Raw genomic sequence first — 24,909 nt, 5'->3', positions numbered from 1 at the left:
TCGGATGCAACTCCCCGGGGTTGTCCCCTCTGGCCGTGCTCGTCGGCCCGCCCGGCGCGGGAAAGTCCTCGGTCGCGGAGATCCTCGCGGCCCGGACAGGTACGACGGCGCGCGACACCGACCAGGACATCGTGCGGCTGACCGGCCGCTCCATCGGGCAGATCTTCGCCGAGCAGGGCGAGCCGGGCTTCCGCTGCCTGGAGCACGAGGTGGTGAGCGCGGCCGTGCGCGAGCACTCCGGGGTGCTGGCCCTGGGCGGCGGAGCCGTCGTACACCCGGGGACGAGGGAGGTCCTGCGCGGGCTGCCGGTCGTCTTCCTGGACACCGGGCTCTCCGATGCCGAACAGCGGCTGCGCGGAAACGACTCCCGGCCGCTGCTGCGGGAGGACTTCTCGCGGCGCTGGCTGACCTTGATGGCCGAGCGGCGTCCGCTGTACCTGTCGGTGGCCCGGGTGGTGGTGTCCACACAGGGACGCACCCCCCAGCAGGTCGCCTCCGCGGTGCACTCCGAGCTGATCGGCACGGCTGTGGGAGCCACGTCATGAGGGTCACTCGCATCGCCGTCGGCGGGCCTGTCGGGACGGATCCGTACGAGGTCCTGGTGGGCCGTCAGCTCCTCGGTGAGCTGGGCGGGCTGATCGGCGACCGCGCCAAGCGGGTCGCGGTGGTCCACCCGCAGGCGCTCGCGGGCACCGGCGAGGCGATCCGGGAGGACCTGGCCTCGCAGGGCTTCGAGGCGGTCGCCATCCAGGTGCCCGACGCGGAGGAGGCCAAGACGGCCGAGGTCGCGGCGTACTGCTGGCAGGCGCTCGGGCGGGCCGGGTTCACCCGCACCGATGTCATCGTCGGCGTCGGCGGCGGCGCGACCACCGACCTGGCGGGCTTCGTCGCGGCGACCTGGCTGCGCGGGGTGCGGTGGATCGCGGTGCCGACCACGGTGCTCGGGATGGTCGACGCGGCCGTCGGCGGCAAGACCGGCGTCAACACCGCCGAGGGCAAGAATCTGGTCGGGGCCTTCCACCCGCCGGCCGGCGTGATCTGCGACCTGGCGGCGCTCGGCTCGCTCCCGGTCGACGACTACGTCTCCGGGCTCGCCGAGGTGATCAAGGCCGGCTTCATCGCCGATCCGGCCATCCTCGACCTGATCGAGTCCGACCCCGAGGCCGCGCGGACGCCGGACGGCCCGCACACGGCGGAGCTGATCGAGCGCGCCATCCGGGTCAAGGCCGAGGTGGTCTCCAACGACCTCCGCGAGTCCGGACTGCGCGAGATCCTCAACTACGGGCACACGCTCGCCCACGCCATCGAGAAGAACGAGCGCTACACGTGGCGGCACGGCGCGGCCGTCTCGGTCGGCATGGTCTTCGCCGCCGGGCTCGCTCGCCTCACCGGCCGTCTGGACGACGCGACGGCCGACCGGCACAGCGCCGTACTCGCCTCGGTCGGCCTCCCGCTGACCTACCGCGGCGACCAGTGGCCGGGGCTCGTGGAGACGATGAAGGTCGACAAGAAGTCCCGCGGTGACCTGCTGCGCTTCATCGTCCTCGACGGTCTGGCCGAGCCCGCCGTCCTGGAGGGCCCGGACCCCGCCGTCCTGCTCGCCGCCTACGCGGAGGTCTCCGCCGCAGGGCCCGAAGCGAAGGACGAGACATGACCTCGCGCCCAGGCCCGGAAGGTACCGGGTTCCCGGCCGGTCGCCTCCCGTACTCCTTCGCGGACCTCGCCCTTGGCTCCCTGGGCCTGCCGGCGCGCACTGTCGAGGAGGGCCTGCGCGAGCGGCCTCGGGAAGCGGGAGCTCCAGGCATCGAGAGCCTGTGCTTCGGTCAACTCCTCGTGCCGCAGCGGGCGTCCGAGCACCGCCGCAAGCTGCTCGACCTGCCGGCGGGCCGAGACGGGGGCGGGCCCGGTCAGCGCGTACGCCCGTCCCGCGCATTCCGGGTGGGTCAGAGCGCGCGCCGCCGCCCGGGCCACGTCCGCGGGGTCGATGCAGGAATTCACGGAACTGCCGTGCAGCGTACGCACCACGCCCTCCTGGCGGACGGTCCCCGCCCAGGCCAGGGAGTTGGACATGAAGGCGCGGGGGCGCAGCAGGGTCCAGGACATTCCGGATGCGCGCACCCGTTCCTCGCACTCCCGCTGCCACTGCGTGATCACGTCCTGGGCCTGCGGGTCGGTGACCGCGAGAGCCGAAAGCTTCACCACATGACGCACGCCGGCCTGGCGGGCGGCGGCGAGAAGGCGCTCGTCGTGGACGGGGCTCAAGGGGTCGAAGGTCACCGCCAGGACCGACTCCGCCCCGGCCAGTGCCCGTGTCAGTGCGGCGTGGTCACCCAGGTCCGCTTCGACCATCAGGCCGGGCATCCGCAGGTGGGCGGCGCGCTCCGGGGAGCGGGTCACGCAACGAAGGTCATGCCGGGGGACGAGGAGGCGTGCCACCTGGCTCCCCACCATCCCGGTCGCGCCGGTCAGCGCAATCTGCACGGTCTCTCTCCCCCTCACCGGCGGCGTCTGCTCGACGCGACGCCCACTGGAAAAGAAAAATAATAAACCTTACGCTTTATGTCGAGTGACCGATGATGCCAAACACGTGCAGGTGAGGGCGAGTTAGCCCTTGCTGGTCCGGAGCCAGGAGTGGGCGTACCCACCGTCGCGCCCTCTTTTCTAACTAGAGCGTTCGCTACAGAAGCATGCTAGGTTTGCCTCGCATCCTAAATGGAGCGCTCGTTCTAGCGCTTGGACGGTACACACCATGGAGGAAGTGCCTTGAGTTCACGTGACACCACACCCCGCCGGGCCTGGCTCGGCTTCACCCTTGTCCTCGGCCTGGTCGCCCTCGTGGCGATGGACGGCTCGGTGCTCTATCTCGCGATGCCGGGCATCACCGAGGCGATCACCCCAAGTGCCGGTCAGGCGCTGTGGATTCTCGACATCTACGGCTTCGTGGTCGCCTCGCTGCTCATCGCCTTCGGTAATCTCGGCGACCGGCACGGCCGGCTGAGGTTCCTGCTCGGCGGCGCGGCCCTCTTCGGGATCGGGTCCGCCGGTGCCGCGTTCTCCCCCAGTCCGGAACTCCTCATCGCCTCCCGGGCGTTGATGGGCCTCGGCGGCGCGACCCTGCTGCCGTCCGGCCTGGCGATCATCAGCAATCTCTTCCCGGACCCCAAGCAGCGCGCCCGGGCCATCGGCATCTTCGCGGCCACCTTCGCGGCCGGTTTCGCGGTCGGCCCGGTCGTCGGCGGTCTGCTGCTCAACCACTTCTGGTGGGGCTCGGTCTTCCTGATCAACCTCCCCATCGTGGCGGTCTTCCTGGCCTTCGCCCCGGTGCTGCTCAAGGAGGTCCGCGAGGCGCTGCCCGGCCGGGTGGACGCGCTGAGCGTGGCGCAGTCGGCGATCGGCATCCTGCTCGCCGTGTACTCGGTCAAGGCCGCCGCGGCGGAAGGCATTTCGCTCCACCAGGTCGTCGCCGGAGTGGCCGGCGTCGGCATCCTGTGGTGGTTCGTCCGCCGGCAGCTCACGCTCGCCGACCCGCTGCTCGACCTCACCCTGTTCCGTGACCGCGTCTTCACCGTCGCCGTCCTGACCGGACTGCTCTCCCTGGTGGCCTGGTCCGCGGCCGGCTACCTCAGCGGGGTCTACCTCCAGTCGGTGCTCGGCTTCGACGTGCTCGCCGCCGCGTTCCTCGCCCTCCCCGGCGCGGCCGTGCTCACCGCGGCCTGCATCGGTACGACCGGTGTGGTCGACCGGATCGGCAAGCGGTCCGCGCTGATCGCCTCGCACTTCTTCATGGGCACCGGGCTTCTGCTGCTGCTCCTGGCCGGGGTCTCCGGCGGCGCGGTCGCGTACGTCGCCTCCACGGTCGTCGCGGGTGTCGGTTACGGCCTGTCCTTCAGCCTGGTCGCGGAGACCGCCGTCGCGGCGGTGCCCCAGGAGCGGGCCGGTTCGGCCGGCGCGATCGCCGAGATGAGCAATGAGCTGGGCAACGCCCTCGGCATCTCCCTGCTCGGCTCGCTGGCCGCATTCCTCTTCCGGCTCCTCGGCCCCGGCACCGCCGGCACCCTCGACGAGACCCTGTCCACCCCGGGCCTGGCCGCCGAGACCGCCGCGCAGGCCAAGGACGCCTTCGTCACCGGACTGCACACGGCGATCGGTGTCGCCGCTGCGCTCACCTTCGCGCTCGGCTTCCTCGCGGTGCGCTGGCTGCCGCGGGAGGAGCGGAGCGAGAAGGCCGACCCCACGCGTCACCAGGAGCAGGATTTGGAGAACGTATGAACAGCGCCGAGCAGCAGCTCCCCGTCGTCCGGCCGCCGGGCAGCATGGGGAGGAAAGCCCAGCTTGGTAGCCTCGCGGCGTGAAGAAGAAGCCAGCGAGTGAGGCGCGGCCGGCGGCCAAGGACCCGGGGCAGACCTTCGGGACCCGCGAGCGCATCGTCCGGTCGGCCTCACGGCTGATGCAGCGGCAGGGGTACGACGGCACGGGCATCAAGCAGATCGCCCAGGAGGCCGAGGCCACCCTCGGCTCCGTCTACCACTTCTTCCCCGGCGGCAAGCAGGAGCTGGCGGTCGCCGCGATCGCGCATGCCAATGGCGAGTTCGTGGCCGACCTGAAGGCGGTGCTCGACGGCGAGGCCGATCCGGCCCGCGCCGTCACCGCCTTCAGCAAGCACCTCGCCGAGGAACTCCGCGCCTCGGACTGGACCGCCGGCTGCCCGATCACCACCACCGCGCTGGGCGCGGCCGGCCGCCTCCCGGATGTCCAGGTCGCCGCCTCCGAGGCGTTCGCCCGCCAGCGCGAGCTGGTCTCGGCGAAGCTGAGCGATTGCGGCTTCGGCGCACAGGAGGCACGCGAGCTGGCCCACATGGTGATCAACACCCTGGAGGGCGCGGAGATCGCCGCCCAGGTGGCCCGGAGCGACGATCCGCTGGAGATCGCCGGCCGCCACCTCGCCCGGATGATCACCGCACACCGCGCATAGCGACACCCTCGAGCGCCGCCGTGTTCCTCTCGGCGGCGCTCCTCGCACGGGTGGTGGCGGGCGTTCGTGCCGTCTCCCACGGCACCTCTTATGATGCCGGGAAGGGACCGGGGCTCCGTAGCCACAAGGAAGGGGCGGACCGCTACCTGGAAGTTCGTGTCGAGGAGACAGCGATGTCGCAAAACCCCGATGCCCCCGGTACAGGTTCGGACACCCCGAACCTGGATTTCGCGGGCACCACTCCCTATGAGGACTACGTCCAGGCGGACGTTCTCACCCACCTCCAGCACCCCCTCTCCGACGACCCGGGAGAGATGGTCTTCCTGGTGACGACCCAGGTCATGGAGCTGTGGTTCACCGTCATCGTCCACGAGTGGGAGACCGCGGCGAAGGCGCTGGGCGAGGACGACCTGCCGGTCGCCACGGACGCGCTCAAGCGCTCCCTGCGCGAGCTGGAGGCCCTCAACGCCTCCTGGCGGCCGCTCGCCCACCTCACCCCCGCCCAGTTCAACTCGTACCGCAGCGCACTCGGCGAGGGCTCCGGATTCCAGTCCGCGATGTACCGGCGGATGGAGTTCCTGCTCGGCGACAAGTCCGCCTCCATGCTCGTCCCGCACCGCGGCGCCCCGCGCGTGTACGCCGAGCTGGAGAAGGCGCTGCACCAGCCGAGCCTGTACGACGAGACGCTGCGGCTGCTCGCACGGCGCGGCCTGCCGGTTCCCGCCTCCGTACTGGAGCGGGACCTGTCGCAGAAGTACGAGCCCTCGGCCGAGGTCGAGGCGGTCTGGACCGAGCTCTACCAGGGTGACCAGAATGCGGAGCTGGTGCGCCTGGGCGAGCTGCTGACCGACGTCGGCGAGCTGGTCTGGCGATGGCGCAACGACCATCTCGTCGCGACCAGGCGCGCCATGGGCTCCAAGGTCGGCACCGGCGGCTCCGCCGGTGTGGCCTGGCTGGAGAAGCGCGCCACCAAGAACGTCTTCCCCGAGCTCTGGACGGCGCGCAGCCATGTCTGATGCCACCCACGATCTTCAGCAGCGGGCCATCGCTCGCGACTCCGCCGACCCGCTCGCCAAGCACCGCGAGCTGTTCGCGCTCGACGACGCCGAGACCGTCTACCTGGACGGGAACTCGCTGGGCGCCCTGCCCCGCCACGTACCGGAGCGCATAGCCGACGTCATCACCCGTGAGTGGGGCGAGCTGCGCATCCGCTCCTGGGACGAGAGCGGCTGGTGGACCGCGCCCGAGCGGATCGGGGAGCGGATCGCGCCGCTCATCGGCGCGGGCGCCGGTCAGGTCGTGGTCGGCGACTCGACAAGTGTCAACGTCTTCAAGGCGGTTGTGGGCGCTGCCCGGCTGGCGCCGGAGTCCAGGGACGAGATCCTCGTCGACGCCACCACCTTCCCCACGGACGGTTACATCGCCGAGTCCGCCGCCCGCATGACGGGCCGGCGAGCCGTGCCCGTCGCTCCGGGCGATCTGCCGGCCGCCCTCGGCCCGCGTACCGCCGCGGTGCTCGTCAACCACGTCGACTACCGCACCGGCCGCCTGCACGACCTGCCCGGACTCACCGCCGCCGCCCACGAGGCCGGGGCCCTGGCCGTCTGGGACCTGTGCCACAGCGCGGGCGCGCTGCCGGTGGGGCTCGACGCGCACGGCGTCGACTTCGCAGTCGGCTGCACGTACAAGTACCTGAACGGCGGCCCCGGTTCGCCCGCCTACCTGTACGTCGCCGAGCGCCACCAGGCCGCCTTCGACTCCCCGCTGCCGGGCTGGAACTCGCACACCGACCCCTTCGGCATGACGCCCGGTTACGCCCCGGCGGACGGCGCGGTAAGGGGCCGGGTCGGCACCCCCGACATCCTGTCGATGCTGGCGCTGGAGGCCGCGCTCGACGTGTGGGAGGGCGTCAGCGTCGAGGACGTACGCGAGAAGTCGCTCGCTCTGACGGACTTCTTCCTGGAATGTGTAAACGCGTACGTGCCACGGGGGCGGGTCACCTCGGTGACTCCGGCCGCACATGCGGAGCGCGGCAGCCAGGTCTCGCTGCGGTGCGAGGACGGAGCCGAGACGGGCGACGTCATGCGGGAGCTGATCGCACGTGGTGTGGTGGGCGACTTCCGCCGCCCCGACGTGCTGCGTTTCGGCTTCACCCCGCTGTATGTCGGCTTCGCGGACGCGGAGCGGGCGGCGCGCGTGCTGGGTGAGGTCCTGGTCGGGTCCTGAGCCGGAATACGGGGCAGGACCTGCCGGAAGCGCGGGCCTGAGGGCTGGTAGCGTCCCGACACCTAGATCAATTGGCTGTACGTAGCGAAGGGTTGGTCACCGCATGCCGGACCCCTCAGCCGAACGGGACGCTGTCGAGGCGGAGTCGGCCTTCTCCCACCCGGCCGTCGCGCCCGACACCACTGCCGCGTACGGCGAACACCCCGACCAGGTGATCGACTTCTACGCGCCGCGCGACGGCCGGGACCGGGCCCCGCTGGTCGTCGTGCTGCACGGCGGCGCCTGGCGGGCCCCGTACGACCGGCGGCACATCTCACCGTTCGCGGACTTCCTGGCCCGCCGGGGCTTCGCCGTCGCCAGCGTCGAGTACCGGCGGGGCGGCGAACCCGGCGGTGAGCTCCCGCAGCAGCGCGGCACGGAACCGGTCGCCGGGCGCTGGCCGGAGACGTTCGACGACGTGGCCGCGGCGATGGACCTGCTCCCCGGTCTCGTACGGGAGGCCCTGCCCGGCGCCGACACGCGGCGCATCGTCGTCACGGGCCACTCGGCCGGCGGCCACCTCGCGCTGTGGGCGGCCGCCCGGCACGTACTGGCCCCCGATTCGCCGTGGCACCTGCCGGCGGCGCCCGCGCTGCGTGGCGTCGTCGCGCTCGCGCCGATCGCGGACTTCGGCGTCGCGTGCGAACTGGGTGTGTGCTCCGAGGCGGCCGTACAGCTGCTCGGCGGCAAGGAGCACTTCGACGAGCGCCGGCCGTACGCCGACCCGGCCGCGCTGCTGCCGACCGGTATCGCCACCGTCCTGGTGCAGGGCCGCACCGACATCGTCGTCCCGCGGGCGGTCGCGGAGGCCTACACCGAAGCGGCGGCGAAGGCGGGCGAGCCGGTCTGGCTGACGCTGCTGGAGGATGTCGGGCACTTCCCGCTGATCGACCCGGCGGCGGACGCGTGCGCGGTGGTCGCGGAGGAGATCGAGCAGCTCGCGTACTGAGCGAACGGGCAGCGCGTCATTGCGGACAGTACCTGTCCGCAAGGGTTCCTACGGTCGTGGAACAAGCCGAGCAGAGGAGCCCTCCATGACGATTCTCGTAACCGGAGCGACAGGGACCGTGGGCCGCCAGGTGGTCGCCGAGCTGGTCCGCAGGGGCGAACGGGTACGGGCGCTGACCCGTGACCCGGCGAAGGCGGACTTCCCGGCCGGCGTCGAGACCGTACGCGCGGACCTGACCGACCCCGAGACGCTGGTCCCGGCTCTCGAAGGCGTCACGGGACTGCACCTGATCACCTTCGGGGGAGAGTACTTCGCCCCGCTGACCACGGGCCCCGAGATCGTCGCGCTGGCGTCGAAGGCCGGCGTACAGCGCATCACGGTCCTCAACGGCGGCGGGCCGAGCGACCTCCAGGACGCGGTGGAGGCCGGGGACGTGGACTGGACGCTGGTGATGCCGGTCGAGTTCATGTCGAACACGCTGGAGTGGGCCGAGGGGGTTCGTACGGAAGACAGCGTCTCGGAGCCCTTCGTCGACCGGCTGAGCGCCATGGTCCACGAGGCCGACATCGGCGCGGTCGCGGCGGTCGCCCTGACGGAGGCCGGACACGCGGGGCGTACGTACACGCTCACCGGTCCCGAGACGCTGACCGTGCGCGACAAGGTGCGGATCCTCGCGGCGGCGCGCGGCAAGGACATCGGCCTGACCGAGCTGAGCGCGGCGCAGGCGGCCGAGCGGTGGCGGCGGGCGGGGATGGACCAGGAGACCATCGACTTCCTGCTGGACGTGTACGGGAACACACCCGAGGTGGGCCGCACCGTGGTGGACACCGTCGAGCGGGTCACGGGCCGCCCGGCGCGCACCTTCGCCGAGTGGGCGCAGGAGCACGCGGACGTGTTCCGGGCGCGGGACTGACGTGGGCGCGTAGTACCTGGGACGGACGCGGGAGGATCCCCACGGGGGCGGACGCCCGCGGCCGTCCCCTCGCCTACCGTCTTGTACGTGACCGAGAAGACCCGCAGTCCCGAGTTCCACCTGGCCATGGGCACGCTGAGCGGCCTGCGCCAGGACCTCTTCCACGACGCCTTCGCCTACCGGCCGCTGCCGCCGATGCGTACGGACGGGCCGCTCACCCGGCGGCTGCCGGGGCGGCTGCGGAAGTACGCGGCCTGGACCCCGCACACCGTGGTGGTGGGGCTGGCGATGTTCGTGATGCTGCTCTCCATGGTCGTCGCCGACAGCGAAGGGGCCGGCGTCGGCGTCGCCCTGATCGGCTTCATACCGGCCGGCGCCCTGGTGATGACGCTGGTCAGGCCGGCCGGGGGCTGGTGGGTCTCGCTGCTGTCCACGCCCTTCGTCGGCGTCGTCGGTCACTACTCGGACGGCTGGCCGTGGTCGCCGTCCTCCTTCGTCGGGCACCTCGGCGTGATGGTGGTGGTCGCGGCCAGGACCCGACCGCGGACCGCGGCCTGGATGTGGGCGTGCACGGCGGCGTACGCCGTCTTCGCCGAGGTCTTCCTGGGGGGCGGCTACAGCACGGACAGCCCGCAGATGCTGGTCTTCTCCGCGTTCGCGCTGCTCACCACCGCGCTGGTGAGCGTGCGCCGCGAGGCGCAGCGCGAGGTCAAGGTGCAACGGACCGTGACCGCCGTGGAGCGCGACCGGCGCACGCTGCTGGAGGAGCGGACGACGATCGCCCGGGAGCTGCACGACGTCGTAGCGCACCACATGTCGGTGGTCGCGATCCAGGCGGAGGCGGCCCCGTACCGGGTCGAGAACCCGCCGCCCGAGCTGGAGCAGGCCTTCGTTACGATCCGCGAGAACGCGGTGGCGGCGCTGACGGAGCTGCGGCGCGTGCTGGGCGTCGTACGGGCGGAGGATTACGAGGCACCTGACGCGCCGCAGCCGACGCTGGCCGAGCTGGACGGGCTGATCGCCAATGTCCGGGACGCGGGCCTGACGGTGGACAAGACGGTGACGGGTTCCGTACGTGAACTGCCGCAGGGCGTGGAGCTCTCGGCGTACCGGATCATCCAGGAAGCGCTGAGCAACGCGCTGCGCCACGCGCCCGGTTCGACGGCGAAGGTGGAGGTGTCGTACGTGCTCGGGGGCCTGGGCCTGCGGATCGTGAACACCGCGCCGCAGGGCCTGGTCAAGATGTCGCCGGGGGCGGGGCACGGGATCACGGGGATGCGCGAGCGGGTGTCGATGCTGAACGGGGAGATGACGGCGGAGGCGACGGAGGACGGCGGCTACGAGGTGGCCGTGTTCATCCCGGTGGCGCCTGTAGTACTGAACTCCCCGGAGCCGGCCGCATGAGCATCCGCGTACTGATCGTCGACGACCAGATCATGGTCCGCGAGGGCTTCACGGTCCTGCTGAACGCGATGCCGGAGATCGAGGTCGTCGGCGAGGCGGTGAACGGCCGCGAGGCGATCACGAAGGTCGCCGAGCTGCGCCCGGACGTCGTGCTGATGGACATCCGCATGCCGGAGCTGAACGGCATCGACGCCACCCGCGAGATCGTCGCCGCCGACGCGGACGCGAAGGTGCTGGTCCTGACGACGTTCGACCTGGACGAGTACGTCTACCAGGCGCTGCGCGCGGGGGCCTCCGGCTTCCTGCTGAAGGACGCCTCGGCGCGGCAGCTGGCCGACGGGGTACGGGTGGTGGCGGCCGGGGAGGCGCTGCTGGCCCCGACGGTGACCAAGCGCCTGATCTCCGAGTTCTCGAAGCTGTCGGAGGCCCCCCGCCCGCCCGCGCTCGCCCAGATCGGCGACCTGACGGAACGCGAGACGGAGGTGCTGGTCCTGATCGCCCAGGGCCTGTCGAACGCGGAGATCGCCTCGCACCTGGTGGTGGCCGAGTCCACGATCAAGACGCACGTGAGCCGGGTCCTGGTGAAGCTGGGGCTGCGCGACCGGACGCAGGCGGCGGTGTTCGCGTACGAGGCGCGGCTGGTGACGCCGGGGTAGCCGATCACGTACACGGGTGACCGGACAGGGGAGCCGGCCCGAACGGGCTCAACGGAACTGGGGAATGACGTCCGCTAACGTCTCCCCATGGCAGAGACGTTCGATCCCTGGTCGCCCTCCTTCGTCGCCGATCCGTACGCCGCCTACGCCGCGCTGCGCGCCCGGGGCCGCGCCCACTGGTACGAGCCGACGCGGCAGTGGCTGATCCCGCACCACGCCGACGTCTCCGCGCTGCTGCGTGACCGCCGGCTCGGCCGTACGTACCTCCATCGCTTCACGCACGAGGAGTTCGGCCGTACGCCGCCGCCGCCCGGCCACGAGCCGTTCAACGTCCTCAACGACCACGGCCTGCTGGACCTCGAAGCCCCGGACCACACGCGCATCCGGCGCCTGGTCTCCAAGGCGTTCACGCCGCGTACCGTCGAGCAACTGGCGCCGACCGTGCGGCGGCTGGCGGCGGAGCTGGCCGGGGCGTTCGTCGCGGCGGGCGGCGGAGACCTGCTGTCCGCCGTCGCGGAACCCCTTCCGGTCGCCGTCATCGCGGAGATGCTCGGCGTACCGGAATCGGACCGCGAGCTGCTCCGCCCCTGGTCGGCGGACATCTGCGGGATGTACGAGCTCAACCCGCCGGAGGAGACGGCCCGGCGCGCGGTCCGGGCGTCGGTGGAATTCTCGGCGTACTTGCGGGAATTGATCGCCGTACGCCGCAGGACGCCCGGCCAGGACCTGATCTCCGCGCTGATCGCCGCGCACGACGAGGGCGGCGACCGGCTCAGCGAGCAGGAGATGATCTCGACGTGCGTGCTGCTGCTGAACGCGGGGCACGAGGCGACGGTGAACACGACGGCCAACGGCTGGCGGACGTTGTTGCGTCATCCGGAGCAACTGGCGGCGTTGCGCGCGGACCACGGGCTTCTCCCCACCGCCGTGGAGGAGTTGATGCGGTACGACACCCCGCTGCAGCTCTTCGAGCGGTGGGTGCTGGACGACATCGAGATCGGCGGGACGGTGATCCCGCGCGGCTCCGAGGTGGCGCTGCTCTTCGGCTCCGCGAACCGGGACCCGGCAGCCTTCGACCGTCCCGAGGAGCTCGACCTCGCCCGGTCCGACAACCCCCATGTGTCGCTGGGCGCGGGCATCCACTACTGTCTGGGCGCCCCGCTGGCCCGTCTCGAACTGGCCTCGTCATTCGGCGAGTTGCTGCGCCGGGCGCCGGGGATGCGGCTCGCGGCGGAGCCGGAATGGAAGCCGGGGTACGTCATCCGGGGTGTGCGGGAGCTGCGCGTCGAACTGTGAAGCCGGGGGTACGGCCTAGAGCAGCTCGATGGCGCCGACCAGCGGGAGGGGCGCGACGGCCAGGGCGAGGGCCGCCATCGAGAGGCCGGGGCGGATCTCGCGCTTGGCATGGATTCCCAGGCAGGCCGCGACAGGCGGCAGCACGAAGAGGGCGAGGAAGCTCCAGTGCCAGCCCTCCTCCATGGTCAGGAACCCCACGAGCGCCAGGCAGCCGGGTACCCACCCGACGGTCAGGTTGCGCGCGCGGGTGAGGAACACTTCGAGTCCGTCGAGGCTGTCGCCGTACAGGAATGACATGCGTGAGTTATCCGTTCCTTGACCTGGACCGCGCGATGGCACGCAAGGCGGTCGCCATCGTGTCGAAGGCCTTCGAGGCATCGGCCCACTTTTTCATGATCCAGGGCCTGCGCCGCCGCCCGGGCGTGCCCTCCCGGTGCGCGGATCAGGGCGCGGACCGGGGCGCGGACCGTCAGGCCGGCAGCGTCAGCGACCACGCCCCCGGCCGCACCGTCCACGTCCGCCTCCGCACCGGGCCCGCCACCCGCGCGTCGGCCCGGTACCGGAAGTCCGGGCCCGACACCGTCACCACGAGCGCCTCCACCCGCACCTGCTCACCGTCCTGCGGGCGGATCACCACCTCGGCGCGCCCGCCGCGCGAGCACACCGACACGTCCTCCACCGGCCGGTCCAGGTCGTTGAGAAGGACCCCGTCCGCCTCGACGCGCAGCCGGTACGTACGGGCGAGCGGCGGCGGCGCGGACTGCGGCGCGGGCCGCACCAGTGTGCGTACCAGCGAACGGCACGTGCCCCAGACGGACGCGGCGGCCGCGACCGGCAACGGCGCGGCCGGGATCCGCAGGTCGCCCAGCACCACCCCGTCGCTGTCGTCCACCAGCAGATCCAGCCGCCGCACCACTCCCTCCAGGACCGCACGGGCCGCCGCCACCGCCCCTATCGGCACGCCGAGCGCCTGCGCGATGTCCACGGAGGCTCCCACCGGGATCAGTGCGAGCGCCCCGGCGCCCAGCTCTCTTTCCCGGTGCAGCAGGGCCACGGCGCGCAGCAGCGCCCGGTCGTCGCCGACGACCACGGGGCGGCGGCTGCCCCTGCGGGCAAGGGCCCGCGCGAACTCCTCCGGCCCCTCGGGGAGGCAGATTCTGACGTTGGCGCGGGCGCACAGGACGTCCTTGGCGATCCGTACGGACTCGCCGTCCGTACGCCGGGCGACCGGGTCGATGACCACCAGCAGCGGATGCTCGGTGCTCGCGGCGGGCTCTGGAGCCGACACCTCGGTCCTTCCTCGGGTAGCATCTTTGTGCAAGAGCCCCTTGCGCTATTGCGCCAGGGGCTTCGTCTATTCCGGGGCAACCGGTCCGACGGCTCAGTATCGGGTGTACGCCGTACGTACGCCCCCTGACCTTGGACATGCCCCGCCCGGAAGGGGTGTACGCCTGTGCCCGCACTTGTGCTGCTCGGTGCTCAGTGGGGTGACGAAGGCAAGGGAAAGGCCACCGACCTGCTCGGTGGGTCCGTTGACTATGTAGTGCGCTATCAGGGCGGCAACAACGCCGGCCACACGGTCGTCGTCGGCGACCAGAAGTACGCGCTGCATCTTCTCCCTTCCGGAATCCTCTCGCCTGGGTGCACGCCGGTCATCGGTAACGGCGTCGTCATCGACCCGTCGGTACTGCTCTCCGAGCTGAGCGGTCTGAACGAGCGAGGCGTCGACACGTCCAAGCTCCTGATCAGCGGCAATGCCCACATCATCACGACGTACAACGTCACGGTCGACAAGGTGACGGAACGCTTCCTCGGGAAGCGAAAGATCGGCACCACGGGCCGCGGTATCGGCCCGACATACGCGGACAAGATCAACCGCACGGGCATCCGCGTGCAGGATCTCTACGACGAGTCGATCCTGACCCAAAAGGTCGAGGCGGCTCTGGAGATCAAGAACCAGCTGCTCACGAAGCTGTACAACCGCCGCGCAATCGAGGCCGGCCAGGTCGTCGAAGAGCTGCTGACGCACGGCGAGAACATCAAGCAGTACGTCGCCGACACGACGCTGATCCTGAACAACGCGCTCGACGAGGACAAGGTCGTCCTCTTCGAGGGCGGCCAGGGCACGCTGCTCGACGTCGACCACGGCACGTACCCCTTCGTCACGTCGTCGAACCCGACCGCCGGCGGTGCCTGCACGGGTACGGGCGTCGGGCCGACGAAGATCAGCCGCGTCATCGGCATCCTCAAGGCGTACACCACGCGCGTCGGTGCCGGTCCGTTCCCGACCGAGCTGTTCGACGAGGACGGCGAGGCGCTGCGCCGCATCGGTGGCGAGCGCGGTGTCACCACCGGCCGTGACCGGCGCTGCGGCTGGTTCGACGCGCCGATCGCGCGGTACGCGACGCGGGTCAACGGTCTGACGGACTTCTTCCTGACGAAGCTGGACGTGCTGACCGGCTGGGAGCAGATCCCGGTGTGCGTGGCGTACGAGATCGACGGCAAGCGCGTCGAGGAGCTCCCGTACAGCCAGACCGACTTCCACCACGCGAAGCCGGTGTACGAGAACTTCCCCGGCTGGTCCGAGGACATCAGCAAGGCCAAGACCTTCGACGAGCTTCCGAAGAACGCGAAGGCGTACGTGAAGGCGCTGGAGGAGATGTCGGGCGCGCCGATCTCGGCGATCGGTGTCGGTCCCGGCCGCACCGAGACGATCGAGATCAACTCGTTCATCTGAGCAGGCGGTACGACGCGGGGCCCCGCGTCGTACCGGCGTCAGCCTGATCTCTCGTACGTGAGGGACTCGCCGGTGGCCGGGTTCACCCGGCGCAGGCGGCCGTCGGGGAGCAGGCTCACCTCCGTGGCGGCGCCCGGTGAGCAGGAGCTCATGGGCTCGCCGACGGTGACCCTGGACGGGCCGATGCGCAGGGGGGAGCCGCTGCCGCCCGGCGCATCGGTCAGCTCCGCCTCGAAGACGCAGTGGTACGTGCCGCCGCCGGAGGCCGGTCCTTCCGCGGTGAGGGACAGGACCGTGTCACCGGTCTTTCCCTGCTGGATGACCAGGCGTCGCGTGCTGCGGCCCGCCGCGCCGTCCAGGCCGCCGCTCCAGGTGCCGAGGTACTCGGCGGGTATGGAGCCGTCTCCGGTGGTGGGGGAGGGAGAGGCGGAGGGGGTGGTGGTGGCTGTCGGGGCGGGGGCGGAGGTTTTCTGCTGGTCCGTCTCGCTCGCGGGGGGCGGGGAGGCGTTGTTGTGGTTGTCCGTGGCCGAAGTGTCCGTGTGCTGCTTCTCGTCGCCCGCGGTCATGAAGGCGTACACGGAGCCGCCCGCGGTGAGCGCTACGACCAGCGCCACCGCGATCAGGGCGGCCGTCGAACGGCTGCTGCGGGGTGGTGGTTCGGGGGCGGCGGCCGGTGGCTGGTAGACGTACTGCGGCGTGGGGTAGCCGTAACCGCCGGGTGGGGTGTGCGGCCGGGCTTGGTGCGGTTGTGCGTGGAGCGGCTGTGAGGTGTGCGGCTGTGCGTGGTGCGGTCGCGGCAGCGTGTAGCCGGCCGGGAGTGGCGGGAGGGCGCCCGGGGGCGGGGGCGCGGTGGGCGGCGTGACGACTGTCGGCGTCGCGTGCGGGCCGGGGGTGGCCCCAGGGGCCGGGGCTGCGGGGGCGGTGCCGTTCCGGGGCGTCTCCTCGGGCGCCGAACCTTCGGGTAGGTGCTGGTTCGCTGGCGGTGGTTGCGTTCGACGCCCTGCGGGGAGCGCCCCGGCACGTCCCCTCCCGGAGCCGTCGTCGGCGAGGCCGGGGGCTACGGGCGGCCCGGCCTCCGGGGTCGTGGTGGTGTCGGCCGGGTTCTCGACCTCCAGGAGCTCTATGGCGTGGCGGCCGAGCTGGGCCACCAGGGCCGCCGGGAGCCAGGGGTCGCCGCTGTCGCCGCCGCGGGTGCGCTCAAGGACCTGGGCGAGGGAAGGCCGGGCTTCCGGGTCTTTGTGCAGGCAGGCGTTGATGAGGTCCTGGAGGTTCTCCGGGATGCCGTCCAGCGTCGGCGGTTCGGTCGCTATGCGGTACATCAGGGCGTGGACTCCGCTGTCGGCCGTGCCGAAGGGGAGGCGGCCCGTCGCCGCGTAGGCCATGACCGAGCCCAGGCAGAAGATGTCGCAGGCCGGTGTGATGCGCTCACCGCGGACTTGTTCCGGGGCCATGAAGCCGGGGGAGCCGACCAGGGCGCCGGTCCTGGTGAGGCCGGCCGCCTCCGTGACCGTCTCCAGGGCGCGCGCGATGCCGAAATCAATGACGCGCGGGCCGTCGATGGCGATCAGGATGTTGGACGGCTTCAGGTCGCGGTGGATGAGACCGGCTGTGTGGATGTCCCGCAGCGCGTGGGCCAGCCCTGTCCCCAGGATGTGGACGGAGCGCTCCGGGAGCGGTCCGTCGCCAGAGACGACAGCGTGGAGGTCCGGGCCGGCCACGTAGCCGGTGGCCACCCAGGGGACCACCGCTTCCGTGTCGGCGTCGAGCACCGGCGCCGTCCACCGGCCGCCGACCCGTCTCGCCGCCGCCACCTCCTGGCGGAAGCGGGCGCGGAACTCCTCCTGCTCGGCGAGCTCTCGGCGTACCAGCTTGACGGCGACCGTACGGCCACGGCCCGAGCGGGCCAGATAGACCTGCCCCATCCCGCCCGCCCCGAGGCGCGCCAACAGCCGGTAGGCGCCGATCTGCTGCGGGTCGGCCGGTCCCAGTTTCTCCATGGCAGCGCCACCCCTCCCCCGAGGACTCCCCCAGTGGCTTGAGGATAGTGCGCCGGTACGCCAAGGACGGGCTCGAAGCGGCCTACGGTTCCGCCACCGCGTCCAGCGCCCTGGAGAGCCGCTCCAGTACGCGTACCGTCTCGGCGAAGTCCTGCTCGCCCAGCTCCGCCCTGAGCCGCGCCGCGAGCGCCGCGTGCCCCGGCTCGATCTTCCGTACGGCTTGCCGGCCCGCCTCGGTGGGCCGCAGCAGCTTGGCTCTGCGGTGGGCGGGGTTGGGGGCGTACTCCGCGAGTCCCTTGGTGACGAGCAGGTCGGCGATGCGCTGCACGCTCTGCCGGGTGATCCCCATGGTGCGGGCGATGCCGGCCACGGGCAGTGGATCGCGCAGTACGGCGCCGATGACCTGCCACCAGGCGGCGGTGAGCCCGGCCGGGCGGGCCAGTTCCTCGGAGATCGCGAGGAACTGGCCGTTGAGGCGGAAGGTGCCGAGCGCGGTACGGCTCAACAGCTCCTGCTCCGGGGTGCCGCTCACGACTCCAGCACCTCGAAGGCGGACGCGTCGGAGTTGTGGAACAGCCGGTACCAGGCGTCGAGCTTCTCGCCCTCGTACACGCCGAGCCGCGCGAACACCTCGCGGGCGAAAGCGACCGGCTCGGTGGGCCCGGCCGTGATCAGGAGGCCTTCTTCGTCGGTGACGGCGTCCTCGTCGCGGTAGTGGTCGCCGCCCTTGTAGCCGGTGGCGGCGAGGTAGAAGGAGACGGCGCTGGTGTGTGTGCGGTGGTCGAGTACGCCCTCGCGGGCCAGGCCGGCCGTCGCGCCGCAGATCGCCGCGACCGGTACGCCCGCGTCGAGGAACGCGCGTGCCTTGCGGGCGAAGGGGGCGAGGTCGTCGGACGTGTCCCACAGGCTCGCGCCGGTGAGGATCAGCAGGGCGCTGTCCTCGGGGTTCACGTCGTCGAGCGTGAGGTCGGGCTGGATGCGTACGCCGCCCATGGTCGTGACGGGGGCGTCGGTCGCTGCGACGGTTTTGACGGTGTAGCCGTTCTGGGTCAGGTGGGCGGTGGTGTGGCCCGTCTCCCAGTCGGCGAACGTGTCGTAAACGGCGAGGTGCACGGTCTTGGCTGCCATGACGGTCTCCTCGGATCGCGATGCTTATGGCAGCATGCTGTCACTGCGACAGCGTGTTGTCAATAGTTGTCCGGAAGGCTGTTCCATCGACACCCTGCCCACCAAAGTGGCGCAGGCCATACAAGGTGGCCATGTCGGCTCCCACCAGCGCGTCCCTACCCTGGGGCCATGACCCCTCATGCCCACTCGCAGTCCGGCGCGGCCGTGAAAGCCGCAGACCGCGCGCACGTGTTCCACTCCTGGTCCGCCCAGGGTCTGATCGATCCGCTCGCCGTCGCCGGCGCCGAGGGTTCGTACTTCTGGGACTACGACGGCAACCGCTACCTCGACTTCACCAGCGGCCTCGTCTTCACGAACATCGGTTACCAGCACCCGAAGGTCGTCGCGGCGATCCAGGAGCAGGCGGCGAAGCTCTCCACCTTCGCGCCCGCCTTCGCCGTCGAGCCGCGCTCCGAGGCCGCACGCCTCATCGCCGAGCGCACCCCCGGCGACCTCGACAAGATCTTCTTCACCAACGGCGGCGCCGAGGCCATCGAGAACGCCGTCCGCATGGCCCGTCTGCACACGGGCCGCCACAAGGTCCTGGCCGCGTACCGCTCGTACCACGGCGGTACGACGACTGCGATCAACCTGACCGGCGACCCGCGCCGCTGGGCGTCCGACAACGGCACGTCGGGGACGGTCCACTTCTGGGCGCCGTTCCTGTACCGGTCGGCCTTCTACGCCGAGACCGAGGCGCAGGAGTGCGCCCGCGCGCTCCAGCACCTCGAGGACACGATCGCCTTCGAGGGGCCGGCCGCCATCGCCGCGATCGTTCTGGAGACCATTCCGGGCACGGCGGGCATCATGACGCCGCCGCCCGGCTACCTCGCGGGCGTACGCGAGATCTGCGACCGGTACGGCATCGTCTTCGTCCTCGACGAGGTCATGGCGGGCTTCGGCCGTACGGGCAAGTGGTTCGCCTCCGAGCACTTCGACGTCGTACCGGACCTGATGACCTTCGCGAAGGGGGTCAATTCCGGTTACGTGCCCCTGGGCGGGGTGGCGATCTCCGGCGCCATCGCCGAGACCTTCGAGAAGCGGCCGTATCCCGGCGGTCTGACGTACTCGGGCCACCCGCTGGCCTGCGCGGCCGCCGTCGCCACCATCCAGGTGATGGAGGAGGAGCGGGTCGTCGAGAACGCGGCAACGATCGGCGAGACGGTGATCGCCCCCGGCCTGCGCGAGCTGGCCGAGCGCCACCCGAGCATCGGCGAGATCCGCGGTACGGGCATGTTCTGGGCCCTCGACCTGGTCAAGGACCGCGAGACCCGCGAGCCGCTCGTCCCGTACAACGCGTCGGGCGCGGACAACGCCCCGATGGCGGCGTTCGGCGCGGCCTGCAAGAAGAACGGCCTGTGGCCCTTCATCAACATGAACCGCACGCACGTCGTCCCGCCCTGCAACGTCACCGAGGCGGAGGCGAAGGAGGGCCTGGCCGTCCTGGACATCGCCCTGTCGGCGGCGGACGAGCACACCACCGCCGCCTGACAGCCGGCGTCGACCGCGCGGGCGGGGGCCCCGGCCCCCGCCCGCGTACGACACCCTCCGGCAGGCTCCCGGCCGCACCGCCTAAGGTGTCCGGAGCCATACGAAGGGGAAAGACGCCATGCCCGCGAGCGGACCTGTCACCCGCAACACCCTGCGGCAGCAGATAGCCGACGCGCTGCGTGACGAGGTGCTCGCCGGCCGTTTGCGGCCGGGGCAGGAATTCACCGTCAAGCAGATCGCCGACCAGTACGGGGTCTCCGCGACCCCCGTCAGGGAAGCGCTCGTCGACCTGGCGGCGCAGAGCCTCCTCGACTGCGACCATCACCGCGGCTTCCGCGTCCGCGAGATCTCCGTGGCGGACTTCCGCGGCATGGTCGAAGCCCGTTCCCTGATCACCGACGGCCTCTTCCGCAAGCTGGTGGCAGGAGGCTGGAGCGGCGCCTGCGCGGACGTGCTCATGGCCATCAGGCGCCGGGCCGACGAGGCGGCGCGGGCGGCCCGCGCGGGTGACCTGGACATCTTCATCGGGTACGACCTGCGCTTCTGGCGCGAGCTCGGCGCCCTCTTCGACAACCCGCACATCTCCGGCTTCCTGCACCAGCTCCGGCTGCGCTGCTGGGTCTTCTCCGTCCCGTACCTGCGCGGGGACCCGGGCCTCAGGGCCCGGATGTGGAACGACCACTCGGAAGTCGTGGACGCGGTGACGCGGGGGGACGCCGAGGCGGTACGGGCGGTCATCGCGGCGTATCACGCGCAGATGCTGGCCTGGGCCGAGCGTCTGGAGAGCGGCGAGCGGCCGGAGCGGCCGCAGCAGTGAGAGCCGACCTGACGGTCGTCGTTCCCGCGTACAACGAGGAACGGCGCCTGGGCCCCACCCTGGACGCGATCTGCGCCCACCTGGACGCGAACCCCGGCCGCTGGAGCCGCTGGGAGCTGATCGTCGTCGACGACGGCTCCACGGACGGCACGGCCGACGCGGTACGGGCGGCCGCCGCCCGGGAGCCGCGCATCCTGCTGGTGGAGGCCGACGAGAGGGGCAACCGCGGCAAGGGCCACGCCCTGCGCCGCGGCGTCATCGCCTCGCGCGGCGCCCGGGTGCTCGTCACGGACGCGGACCTGGCCACCCCCATCGAGGAACTCGACCGCCTCGACAAGGAACTCTCCCAGGACGACGAAGGGCTCGCCGCCGCCATAGGCTCGCGCGCCCACCCCGATTCGTCGATCGACGTACACCAGCGGCGCCTGCGCGAGTGGCTCGGACGGATGGGCAACCGGCTCATACGGGCCGTCGCCGTGCCCGGCATACGGGACACCCAGTGCGGCTTCAAGCTCTTCGACGGCGACAAGGCGCGGACCGCCTTCGCCGACGCCCGTCTCGACGGGTGGGGGACGGACGTGGAGATACTGCAGTTCTTCCGGCGGGCGGGCTGGCGGGTGGCCGAGGTCCCGGTCCGCTGGGCCCACCAGGAGGGCTCCAAAGTCAGGCCGGCCGACTACGCCAAGGTGCTCTTCGAGCTCGTACGGCTGAAGGCCCGCCGGATCCGGCGCGCCGATCTCGCCGTCGCCGCCCTCTTCCTCCTCGCCTCCGTGCTGCTCTACAAGGGGCTGTGGGCGGACCTGGACCGTCGCTATCTCGCCGACTCCGGGCAGGACCAGAACCAGTGGGAGTGGTTCTTCGCGGTCACCGCCGACAACATCACCCATCTGCGGAACCCGCTCTTCACGACCGCGCAGAACTATCCCGACGGCGTGAACCTCATGGCGAACACGGTCATGCTCGGGCTGTCCGTACCGTTCATCCCCGTGACGCTGGCCTTCGGGCCGACCATGACCTGGGCGCTCGTCCTGACCGGCGGCCTGGCCGCGACCGCCGTCGCCTGGTACTGGCTGATCGCGAAGCGGCTCGTACGCAACCGCTGGGCGGCGGCCGCCGGCGCCGCGCTGTGCGCCTTCGCGCCGCCGATGATCTCGCACGCCAACGCGCACCCCAACTTCGCCGTCCTCTTCATGATCCCGGTGATCATCGACCGGGCGCTGCGGCTCTGCGAGGGCGAGAGGGTCGTACGCAACGGCGTCCTGCTCGGCCTGTTCGCGACGTACCAGATCTTCCTCGGTGAGGAGCCGCTCCTCCTCGCCGTCATGGGCATGCTGCTCTTCGCCCTCTCGTACGCCCTCGCGCACCGCGAAGTGGCGCGGAAGGCGTGGCGCCCGCTGCTCAAGGGGCTCGGGGTGGCGGCCGCCGTGTGCGTACCGCTGGTCGCCTTCCCGCTGTACTGGCAGTTCTTCGGCCCGCAGAGCTACCACAGCGTGCTGCACGGCGACAATGCCGGCAACAGCCCGCTCGCCTTCCTGGAGTTCTCCGGGCGCGCGCTGCTCGGCGACGAGGCACGGGCCGACCCGCTCGCCATGAACCGCACCGAGCAGAACGCCTTCTACGGCTGGCCGCTGGCCGGTCTCGCCTTCGCCATCGTTCTGGCCCTGTGGCGGCTGCCGCTGGTCAAGGCGCTCACCTTCACCGGCCTGGCCGCGGCGCTCCTCTCACTCGGCCCCAGATTCCGCGTCCCGTACACCGAGGTGATCCTGCCGGGACCGTGGCGGGCCCTCGCCCACCAGCCGCTCTTCGAGTCGGTCATCGAGTCGCGGGTGGCGATGATCTGCGCCCCGGTGCTGGGCATCCTGGTGGCGCTGGCGGCGGACCGTATCCGCACCGCTCCCGACCGCCTCTCGCGCACCCTGGGGCTCACCGCGATCGCCCTCGCGCTCCTGCCGATCGTGCCGACGCCGATGCCGGTGCGGGAGCGCCCCGAAGTCCCCGCGTTCATCGCGGAGGGCAGGTGGAAGTCGTACGTCGCCGAGGGCGAATCGGTGGTCCCCGTGCCGCTCCCGGACGCCGGCAACGCGGAGGCACTGCACTGGCAGTCCGCCACAGCACCCGATTTCGCGGTCCCCGGCGGCTACTTCAACGGCCCCTGGGGCCCGGACCGCATCGGCATCTACGGCGCGTCCCCGCGCCACACCTCCAACCTCCTGCGCGACATCCGCTACGGCGGCGCGATCCCGGTGATCGGCGCCAACTGGCGGGCGCAGGCACGCGCCGACCTGGAATTCTGGCGGGCGGGAGTCGTCGTACTCGCGCCCCAGGACAACGCTCCGGCGCTGCGCGACGCGGTGTCGCGGCTGCTCGGACAGCCGGGGAAGCCGGTGGGCGGGGCCTGGATCTGGGACGTGGGCAGCGGCAGTTGAGGAGACTGCTGTCCGCCCGCCAACTGTGCGCGGCGACTTGGTAGCACTACGCTGCCTGGACCGTCGCACGAATCCAGTGGAGAGCGAGCCGTACGTGGCCTGTGACCTGTGGCTGGTCCCCCTCGTCGATGTGCTGTGCCACAGCCCCGACAATCCCTTCGCCGAAGAGATCGCGTCGTACGACAAGGCCCTCACCGACGCGGGCCTGCCGACCGTTCCCGTCTTCGCCTACATGCCGGGCCTCTCGGGCGATGTCGCCCCGGTGGCGGGCTTCGACTACGACGCCCTGCACTTCCTGCGGCGCGCGTACCTGCTCAAGCTCTGCGGTCTCGAAGTGACGCCGGTGGACGCCCTGGGCGGCGACTACGAGCAGCTCCTGGAGATGTTCGAGTCGACAGCGCAGCAGTCCCACCTGGTCTGGCACTACGACCACGCGGGCGCGTACGTCCCGGTCGACTACGCGGCGCCCCTGTCCAACGAGGAACTCCTGGCGGGGGGTGGGCCCCTGGGCTCCACGCAGGGCCTGCTGCGGGAGCTGGAATTCGTCGCCCCTGCGATCGGTATCGACCCGGCGAACCCGCCGTCGGCGCCCCGGCCGCCCGAGCGCCCGACCACCCTGGAGGAGCCGGCCGACACTCTTCCGTACGATGACAGCCCCTTCGCCCGCGAACGCCACGTCTGGCTGGGCCTGCACGCGGCGGCGACCCGAAGCCTCGGCCAAGGCTCCATGATCATATTCAGCTGACCGAACCCCGGAAATTCCGCACGCCTCCAGCCCGTCCGGCGTTTGAGGACCGGGGTCTGGGGCGGCGCCCCCCCACGCGGCGGAGCCGCAAAGTGTCACAGCGGGAAGGGGCGGGTCGGGGAAAGCCCCGCGCAGCGGCCCACGCACCCACCCCACCCCTCAGCGGGGTGACTCCGGCGGCCGCTGCCGAGGCATATTCGGCCGCGCCCCCGGCGGCAACGGGTACCGCCCGACCGACGCGCTCCCATCCGGGCGGCCCACCCCGCCCGGCCCCCCCGCAGACTGCATCACCAACGGCGCCGGCCCCGCCCGGAACTCCACCATCCAGTCCGCCGTCTCCGACCGCACCAGCTCCGAGATGTCCTCGGAGAACCGCCGGAGGATGCCGAGACAGCGCTCGGCCGCCTCGCTGGCCGTCCCCTCCGTGGGCCCGAGCATCTCCCGTACGCTCTCCGACGCCCAGTCGAACTGGAGCGCCTGCAACCGCCGCTGCACCGCCTGCGCCGCGGCCACGTCCCGCATCCACCCCGATGTGAGCCCGAAGTACCGGTCGCAGGCCACGCACGCGGCTCCCAGCAGCAGCGACAGGTAACCCCAGCCCGCCGCGCCGTCCACCGCCCCCGCCAGATCGACGAGCGGCAGCGCGGCCCCGACGATCACACCGGCGGCCGTGCCCGCCCGCAGCGCGCGCGCCGCGCGGCGCTTGCGGGCCCGGTCGGCGAGATACCAGTCGGCCGTGTGCAGCGCGCCCGCCTCCACCCACCGGTAGAGCTCGTCGAGACGCTCCGCCGGCTCGCCCCAGTCACCGAGCGGGAACGGCCGACCGGTCAGATCGTCCTCGTCGTGCGACTGCTCGGTCGCACCCCCGCCCTCCTTCCGGGCGGGCCCCTCGGGCTGCATCTCCGGCTGGCTCACCGGGCACTCCTCTGCGCTTGCGCTCTGTCCGGGACATTGCGAGTCGTGGTGCGACGTGGTGTGACATGGTGCGACGTGCTGTGACGCAGTGCATACGCATGCCCTTCCTACCGCCGAATGGTGGGCCGTGGGGCCGATATACCGGTATTTCCAGCTGGA

General features: G+C 71.5%; 23 protein-coding genes. 16 read left to right on the top strand and 7 right to left on the bottom strand.

The genetic code is table 11. From position 1 onward, the window contains the following. A partial coding sequence (locus tag J7E91_RS06245; protein WP_308376102.1) for a shikimate kinase occupies positions 1-545 on the top strand: 545 nt, incomplete at its 5' end. Further along, positions 542-1,654 carry a 3-dehydroquinate synthase gene (gene aroB / locus J7E91_RS06240; protein ID WP_214899798.1) on the top strand — a complete coding sequence of 371 codons (1,113 nt, stop codon included), beginning with the start codon at positions 542-544 and terminating at the stop codon, positions 1,652-1,654. The genes J7E91_RS06245 and aroB, both read left to right, overlap by 4 nt. On the opposite strand, the gene J7E91_RS06235 is transcribed toward aroB, so the two are convergent. Continuing rightward, positions 1,606-2,481, bottom strand: a complete 876-nt coding sequence (locus J7E91_RS06235; RefSeq protein ID WP_308376100.1) for an NAD(P)H-binding protein — start codon at positions 2,479-2,481, stop codon at positions 1,606-1,608. The two genes, aroB and J7E91_RS06235, sit on opposite strands and share 49 nt — an antisense overlap. A 282-nt stretch (positions 2,482-2,763) precedes the next feature. Between J7E91_RS06235 and J7E91_RS06230 the strand changes: the two genes are divergently transcribed. From J7E91_RS06230 to J7E91_RS06190, 9 genes are all read left to right on the top strand, one after another. Then, the gene (locus tag J7E91_RS06230) at positions 2,764-4,269 is read left to right on the top strand and encodes an MFS transporter (protein WP_374224632.1); all 1,506 of its coding nucleotides are present in this window, start codon (positions 2,764-2,766) and stop codon (positions 4,267-4,269) included. Positions 4,270-4,348: 79 nt separating this feature from the next. Continuing rightward, complete coding sequence (locus J7E91_RS06225; protein WP_308376098.1) at positions 4,349-4,972, top strand: TetR/AcrR family transcriptional regulator; 624 nt, start codon at positions 4,349-4,351, stop codon at positions 4,970-4,972. 173 nt (positions 4,973-5,145) lie between these two features. Further along, positions 5,146-5,988 carry a tryptophan 2,3-dioxygenase family protein gene (locus J7E91_RS06220; RefSeq protein ID WP_214899797.1) on the top strand — a complete coding sequence of 281 codons (843 nt, stop codon included), beginning with the start codon at positions 5,146-5,148 and terminating at the stop codon, positions 5,986-5,988. Beyond that, positions 5,981-7,198, top strand: a complete 1,218-nt coding sequence (gene kynU / locus J7E91_RS06215) for a kynureninase (RefSeq protein WP_214899796.1) — start codon at positions 5,981-5,983, stop codon at positions 7,196-7,198. The genes J7E91_RS06220 and kynU overlap by 8 nt, the downstream gene beginning before the upstream one ends. A gap of 103 nt (positions 7,199-7,301) precedes the next feature. Then, positions 7,302-8,186: an alpha/beta hydrolase gene (locus J7E91_RS06210; protein ID WP_214899795.1), complete on the top strand. Its 885-nt coding sequence runs from the start codon at positions 7,302-7,304 to the stop codon at positions 8,184-8,186. An 85-nt stretch (positions 8,187-8,271) separates the two neighbouring features. Then, positions 8,272-9,099 (top strand): NAD(P)H-binding protein, encoded by an 828-nt coding sequence (locus J7E91_RS06205; RefSeq protein ID WP_214899794.1) that lies wholly within the window; start codon positions 8,272-8,274, stop codon positions 9,097-9,099. Positions 9,100-9,186: 87 nt separating this feature from the next. Then, positions 9,187-10,503, top strand: coding sequence for a histidine kinase (locus tag J7E91_RS06200; RefSeq protein ID WP_308376095.1), 1,317 nt, complete (start codon positions 9,187-9,189; stop codon positions 10,501-10,503). Then, a complete protein-coding gene (locus J7E91_RS06195) occupies positions 10,500-11,159 on the top strand; it encodes a response regulator transcription factor (protein ID WP_214899792.1) in 660 nt (219 codons plus the stop codon). The genes J7E91_RS06200 and J7E91_RS06195 overlap by 4 nt, the downstream gene beginning before the upstream one ends. A gap of 87 nt (positions 11,160-11,246) precedes the next feature. Beyond that, on the top strand, positions 11,247-12,455 hold the full coding sequence (locus J7E91_RS06190; protein ID WP_214899791.1) for a cytochrome P450: 1,209 nt from the start codon (positions 11,247-11,249) through the stop codon (positions 12,453-12,455). Positions 12,456-12,470: 15 nt separating this feature from the next. On the opposite strand, the gene J7E91_RS06185 is transcribed toward J7E91_RS06190, so the two are convergent. Both J7E91_RS06185 and J7E91_RS06180 read right to left on the bottom strand, forming a co-directional pair. Beyond that, positions 12,471-12,752, bottom strand: coding sequence for a hypothetical protein (locus tag J7E91_RS06185; RefSeq protein ID WP_214899790.1), 282 nt, complete (start codon positions 12,750-12,752; stop codon positions 12,471-12,473). Between the two features lie 172 nt (positions 12,753-12,924). Then, positions 12,925-13,743, bottom strand: a complete 819-nt coding sequence (locus J7E91_RS06180) for a diacylglycerol kinase (RefSeq protein WP_214899789.1) — start codon at positions 13,741-13,743, stop codon at positions 12,925-12,927. Between the two features lie 165 nt (positions 13,744-13,908). Between J7E91_RS06180 and J7E91_RS06175 the strand changes: the two genes are divergently transcribed. Beyond that, complete coding sequence (locus tag J7E91_RS06175) at positions 13,909-15,192, top strand: adenylosuccinate synthase (RefSeq protein ID WP_214899788.1); 1,284 nt, start codon at positions 13,909-13,911, stop codon at positions 15,190-15,192. A gap of 38 nt (positions 15,193-15,230) precedes the next feature. Here J7E91_RS06175 and J7E91_RS06170 read toward each other — a convergent pair whose 3' ends face one another. The 3 genes from J7E91_RS06170 to J7E91_RS06160 all read right to left on the bottom strand — a co-directional run bounded on the left by J7E91_RS06170 (position 15,231) and on the right by J7E91_RS06160 (position 18,317). Then, positions 15,231-17,189, bottom strand: coding sequence for a serine/threonine-protein kinase (locus J7E91_RS06170; protein ID WP_214899787.1), 1,959 nt, complete (start codon positions 17,187-17,189; stop codon positions 15,231-15,233). A gap of 82 nt (positions 17,190-17,271) precedes the next feature. Continuing rightward, complete coding sequence (locus J7E91_RS06165) at positions 17,272-17,721, bottom strand: MarR family winged helix-turn-helix transcriptional regulator (protein ID WP_214899786.1); 450 nt, start codon at positions 17,719-17,721, stop codon at positions 17,272-17,274. Beyond that, a complete protein-coding gene (locus tag J7E91_RS06160; RefSeq protein ID WP_214899784.1) occupies positions 17,718-18,317 on the bottom strand; it encodes a DJ-1/PfpI family protein in 600 nt (199 codons plus the stop codon). Before J7E91_RS06160 ends, J7E91_RS06165 begins: the two co-directional genes overlap by 4 nt. A 168-nt stretch (positions 18,318-18,485) precedes the next feature. Here J7E91_RS06160 and J7E91_RS06155 point away from each other — a divergent pair, with 168 nt between their 5' ends. The 4 genes from J7E91_RS06155 to J7E91_RS06140 all read left to right on the top strand — a co-directional run bounded on the left by J7E91_RS06155 (position 18,486) and on the right by J7E91_RS06140 (position 23,835). Beyond that, the gene (locus J7E91_RS06155) at positions 18,486-19,847 is read left to right on the top strand and encodes an aspartate aminotransferase family protein (RefSeq protein WP_214899782.1); all 1,362 of its coding nucleotides are present in this window, start codon (positions 18,486-18,488) and stop codon (positions 19,845-19,847) included. 118 nt (positions 19,848-19,965) lie between these two features. After that, complete coding sequence (locus J7E91_RS06150; protein ID WP_214899781.1) at positions 19,966-20,664, top strand: GntR family transcriptional regulator; 699 nt, start codon at positions 19,966-19,968, stop codon at positions 20,662-20,664. Continuing rightward, positions 20,661-23,090, top strand: coding sequence for a dolichyl-phosphate beta-glucosyltransferase (locus J7E91_RS06145; protein ID WP_214899780.1), 2,430 nt, complete (start codon positions 20,661-20,663; stop codon positions 23,088-23,090). Before J7E91_RS06150 ends, J7E91_RS06145 begins: the two co-directional genes overlap by 4 nt. A 94-nt stretch (positions 23,091-23,184) precedes the next feature. Next, complete coding sequence (locus J7E91_RS06140) at positions 23,185-23,835, top strand: hypothetical protein (protein WP_214899810.1); 651 nt, start codon at positions 23,185-23,187, stop codon at positions 23,833-23,835. Positions 23,836-23,994: 159 nt separating this feature from the next. Here the strand turns inward: J7E91_RS06140 and J7E91_RS06135 are convergent, their stop codons facing one another. Beyond that, positions 23,995-24,750, bottom strand: coding sequence for an SLATT domain-containing protein (locus J7E91_RS06135; protein WP_214899779.1), 756 nt, complete (start codon positions 24,748-24,750; stop codon positions 23,995-23,997). Between the last annotated feature and the right edge of the window lie 159 nt (positions 24,751-24,909).

The organism is Streptomyces sp. ISL-99, from assembly GCF_018614005.1.
In the GTDB taxonomy this organism is placed as follows: Bacteria; Actinomycetota; Actinomycetes; order Streptomycetales; family Streptomycetaceae; genus Streptomyces; species Streptomyces flavidovirens.
The sequence above is the reverse complement of the archived record's forward strand: the minus strand, read 5'-3'. Positions and strand labels throughout refer to the sequence as shown.

Excerpts from the sequence above, each read along its gene's own strand:
- aroB (WP_214899798.1), top strand. The coding sequence starts at position 542 with ATGAGGGTCACTCGCATCGCCGTCGGCGGGCCTGTCGGGACGGATCCG.
- J7E91_RS06220 (WP_214899797.1), top strand. The coding sequence starts at position 5,146 with ATGTCGCAAAACCCCGATGCCCCCGGTACAGGTTCGGACACCCCGAAC.
- kynU (WP_214899796.1), top strand. The coding sequence starts at position 5,981 with ATGTCTGATGCCACCCACGATCTTCAGCAGCGGGCCATCGCTCGCGAC.
- J7E91_RS06210 (WP_214899795.1), top strand. The coding sequence starts at position 7,302 with ATGCCGGACCCCTCAGCCGAACGGGACGCTGTCGAGGCGGAGTCGGCC.
- J7E91_RS06205 (WP_214899794.1), top strand. The coding sequence starts at position 8,272 with ATGACGATTCTCGTAACCGGAGCGACAGGGACCGTGGGCCGCCAGGTG.
- J7E91_RS06195 (WP_214899792.1), top strand. The coding sequence starts at position 10,500 with ATGAGCATCCGCGTACTGATCGTCGACGACCAGATCATGGTCCGCGAG.
- J7E91_RS06190 (WP_214899791.1), top strand. The coding sequence starts at position 11,247 with ATGGCAGAGACGTTCGATCCCTGGTCGCCCTCCTTCGTCGCCGATCCG.
- J7E91_RS06185 (WP_214899790.1), bottom strand. The coding sequence starts at position 12,752 with ATGTCATTCCTGTACGGCGACAGCCTCGACGGACTCGAAGTGTTCCTC.
- J7E91_RS06170 (WP_214899787.1), bottom strand. The coding sequence starts at position 17,189 with ATGGAGAAACTGGGACCGGCCGACCCGCAGCAGATCGGCGCCTACCGG.
- J7E91_RS06160 (WP_214899784.1), bottom strand. The coding sequence starts at position 18,317 with ATGGCAGCCAAGACCGTGCACCTCGCCGTTTACGACACGTTCGCCGAC.
- J7E91_RS06155 (WP_214899782.1), top strand. The coding sequence starts at position 18,486 with ATGACCCCTCATGCCCACTCGCAGTCCGGCGCGGCCGTGAAAGCCGCA.
- J7E91_RS06150 (WP_214899781.1), top strand. The coding sequence starts at position 19,966 with ATGCCCGCGAGCGGACCTGTCACCCGCAACACCCTGCGGCAGCAGATA.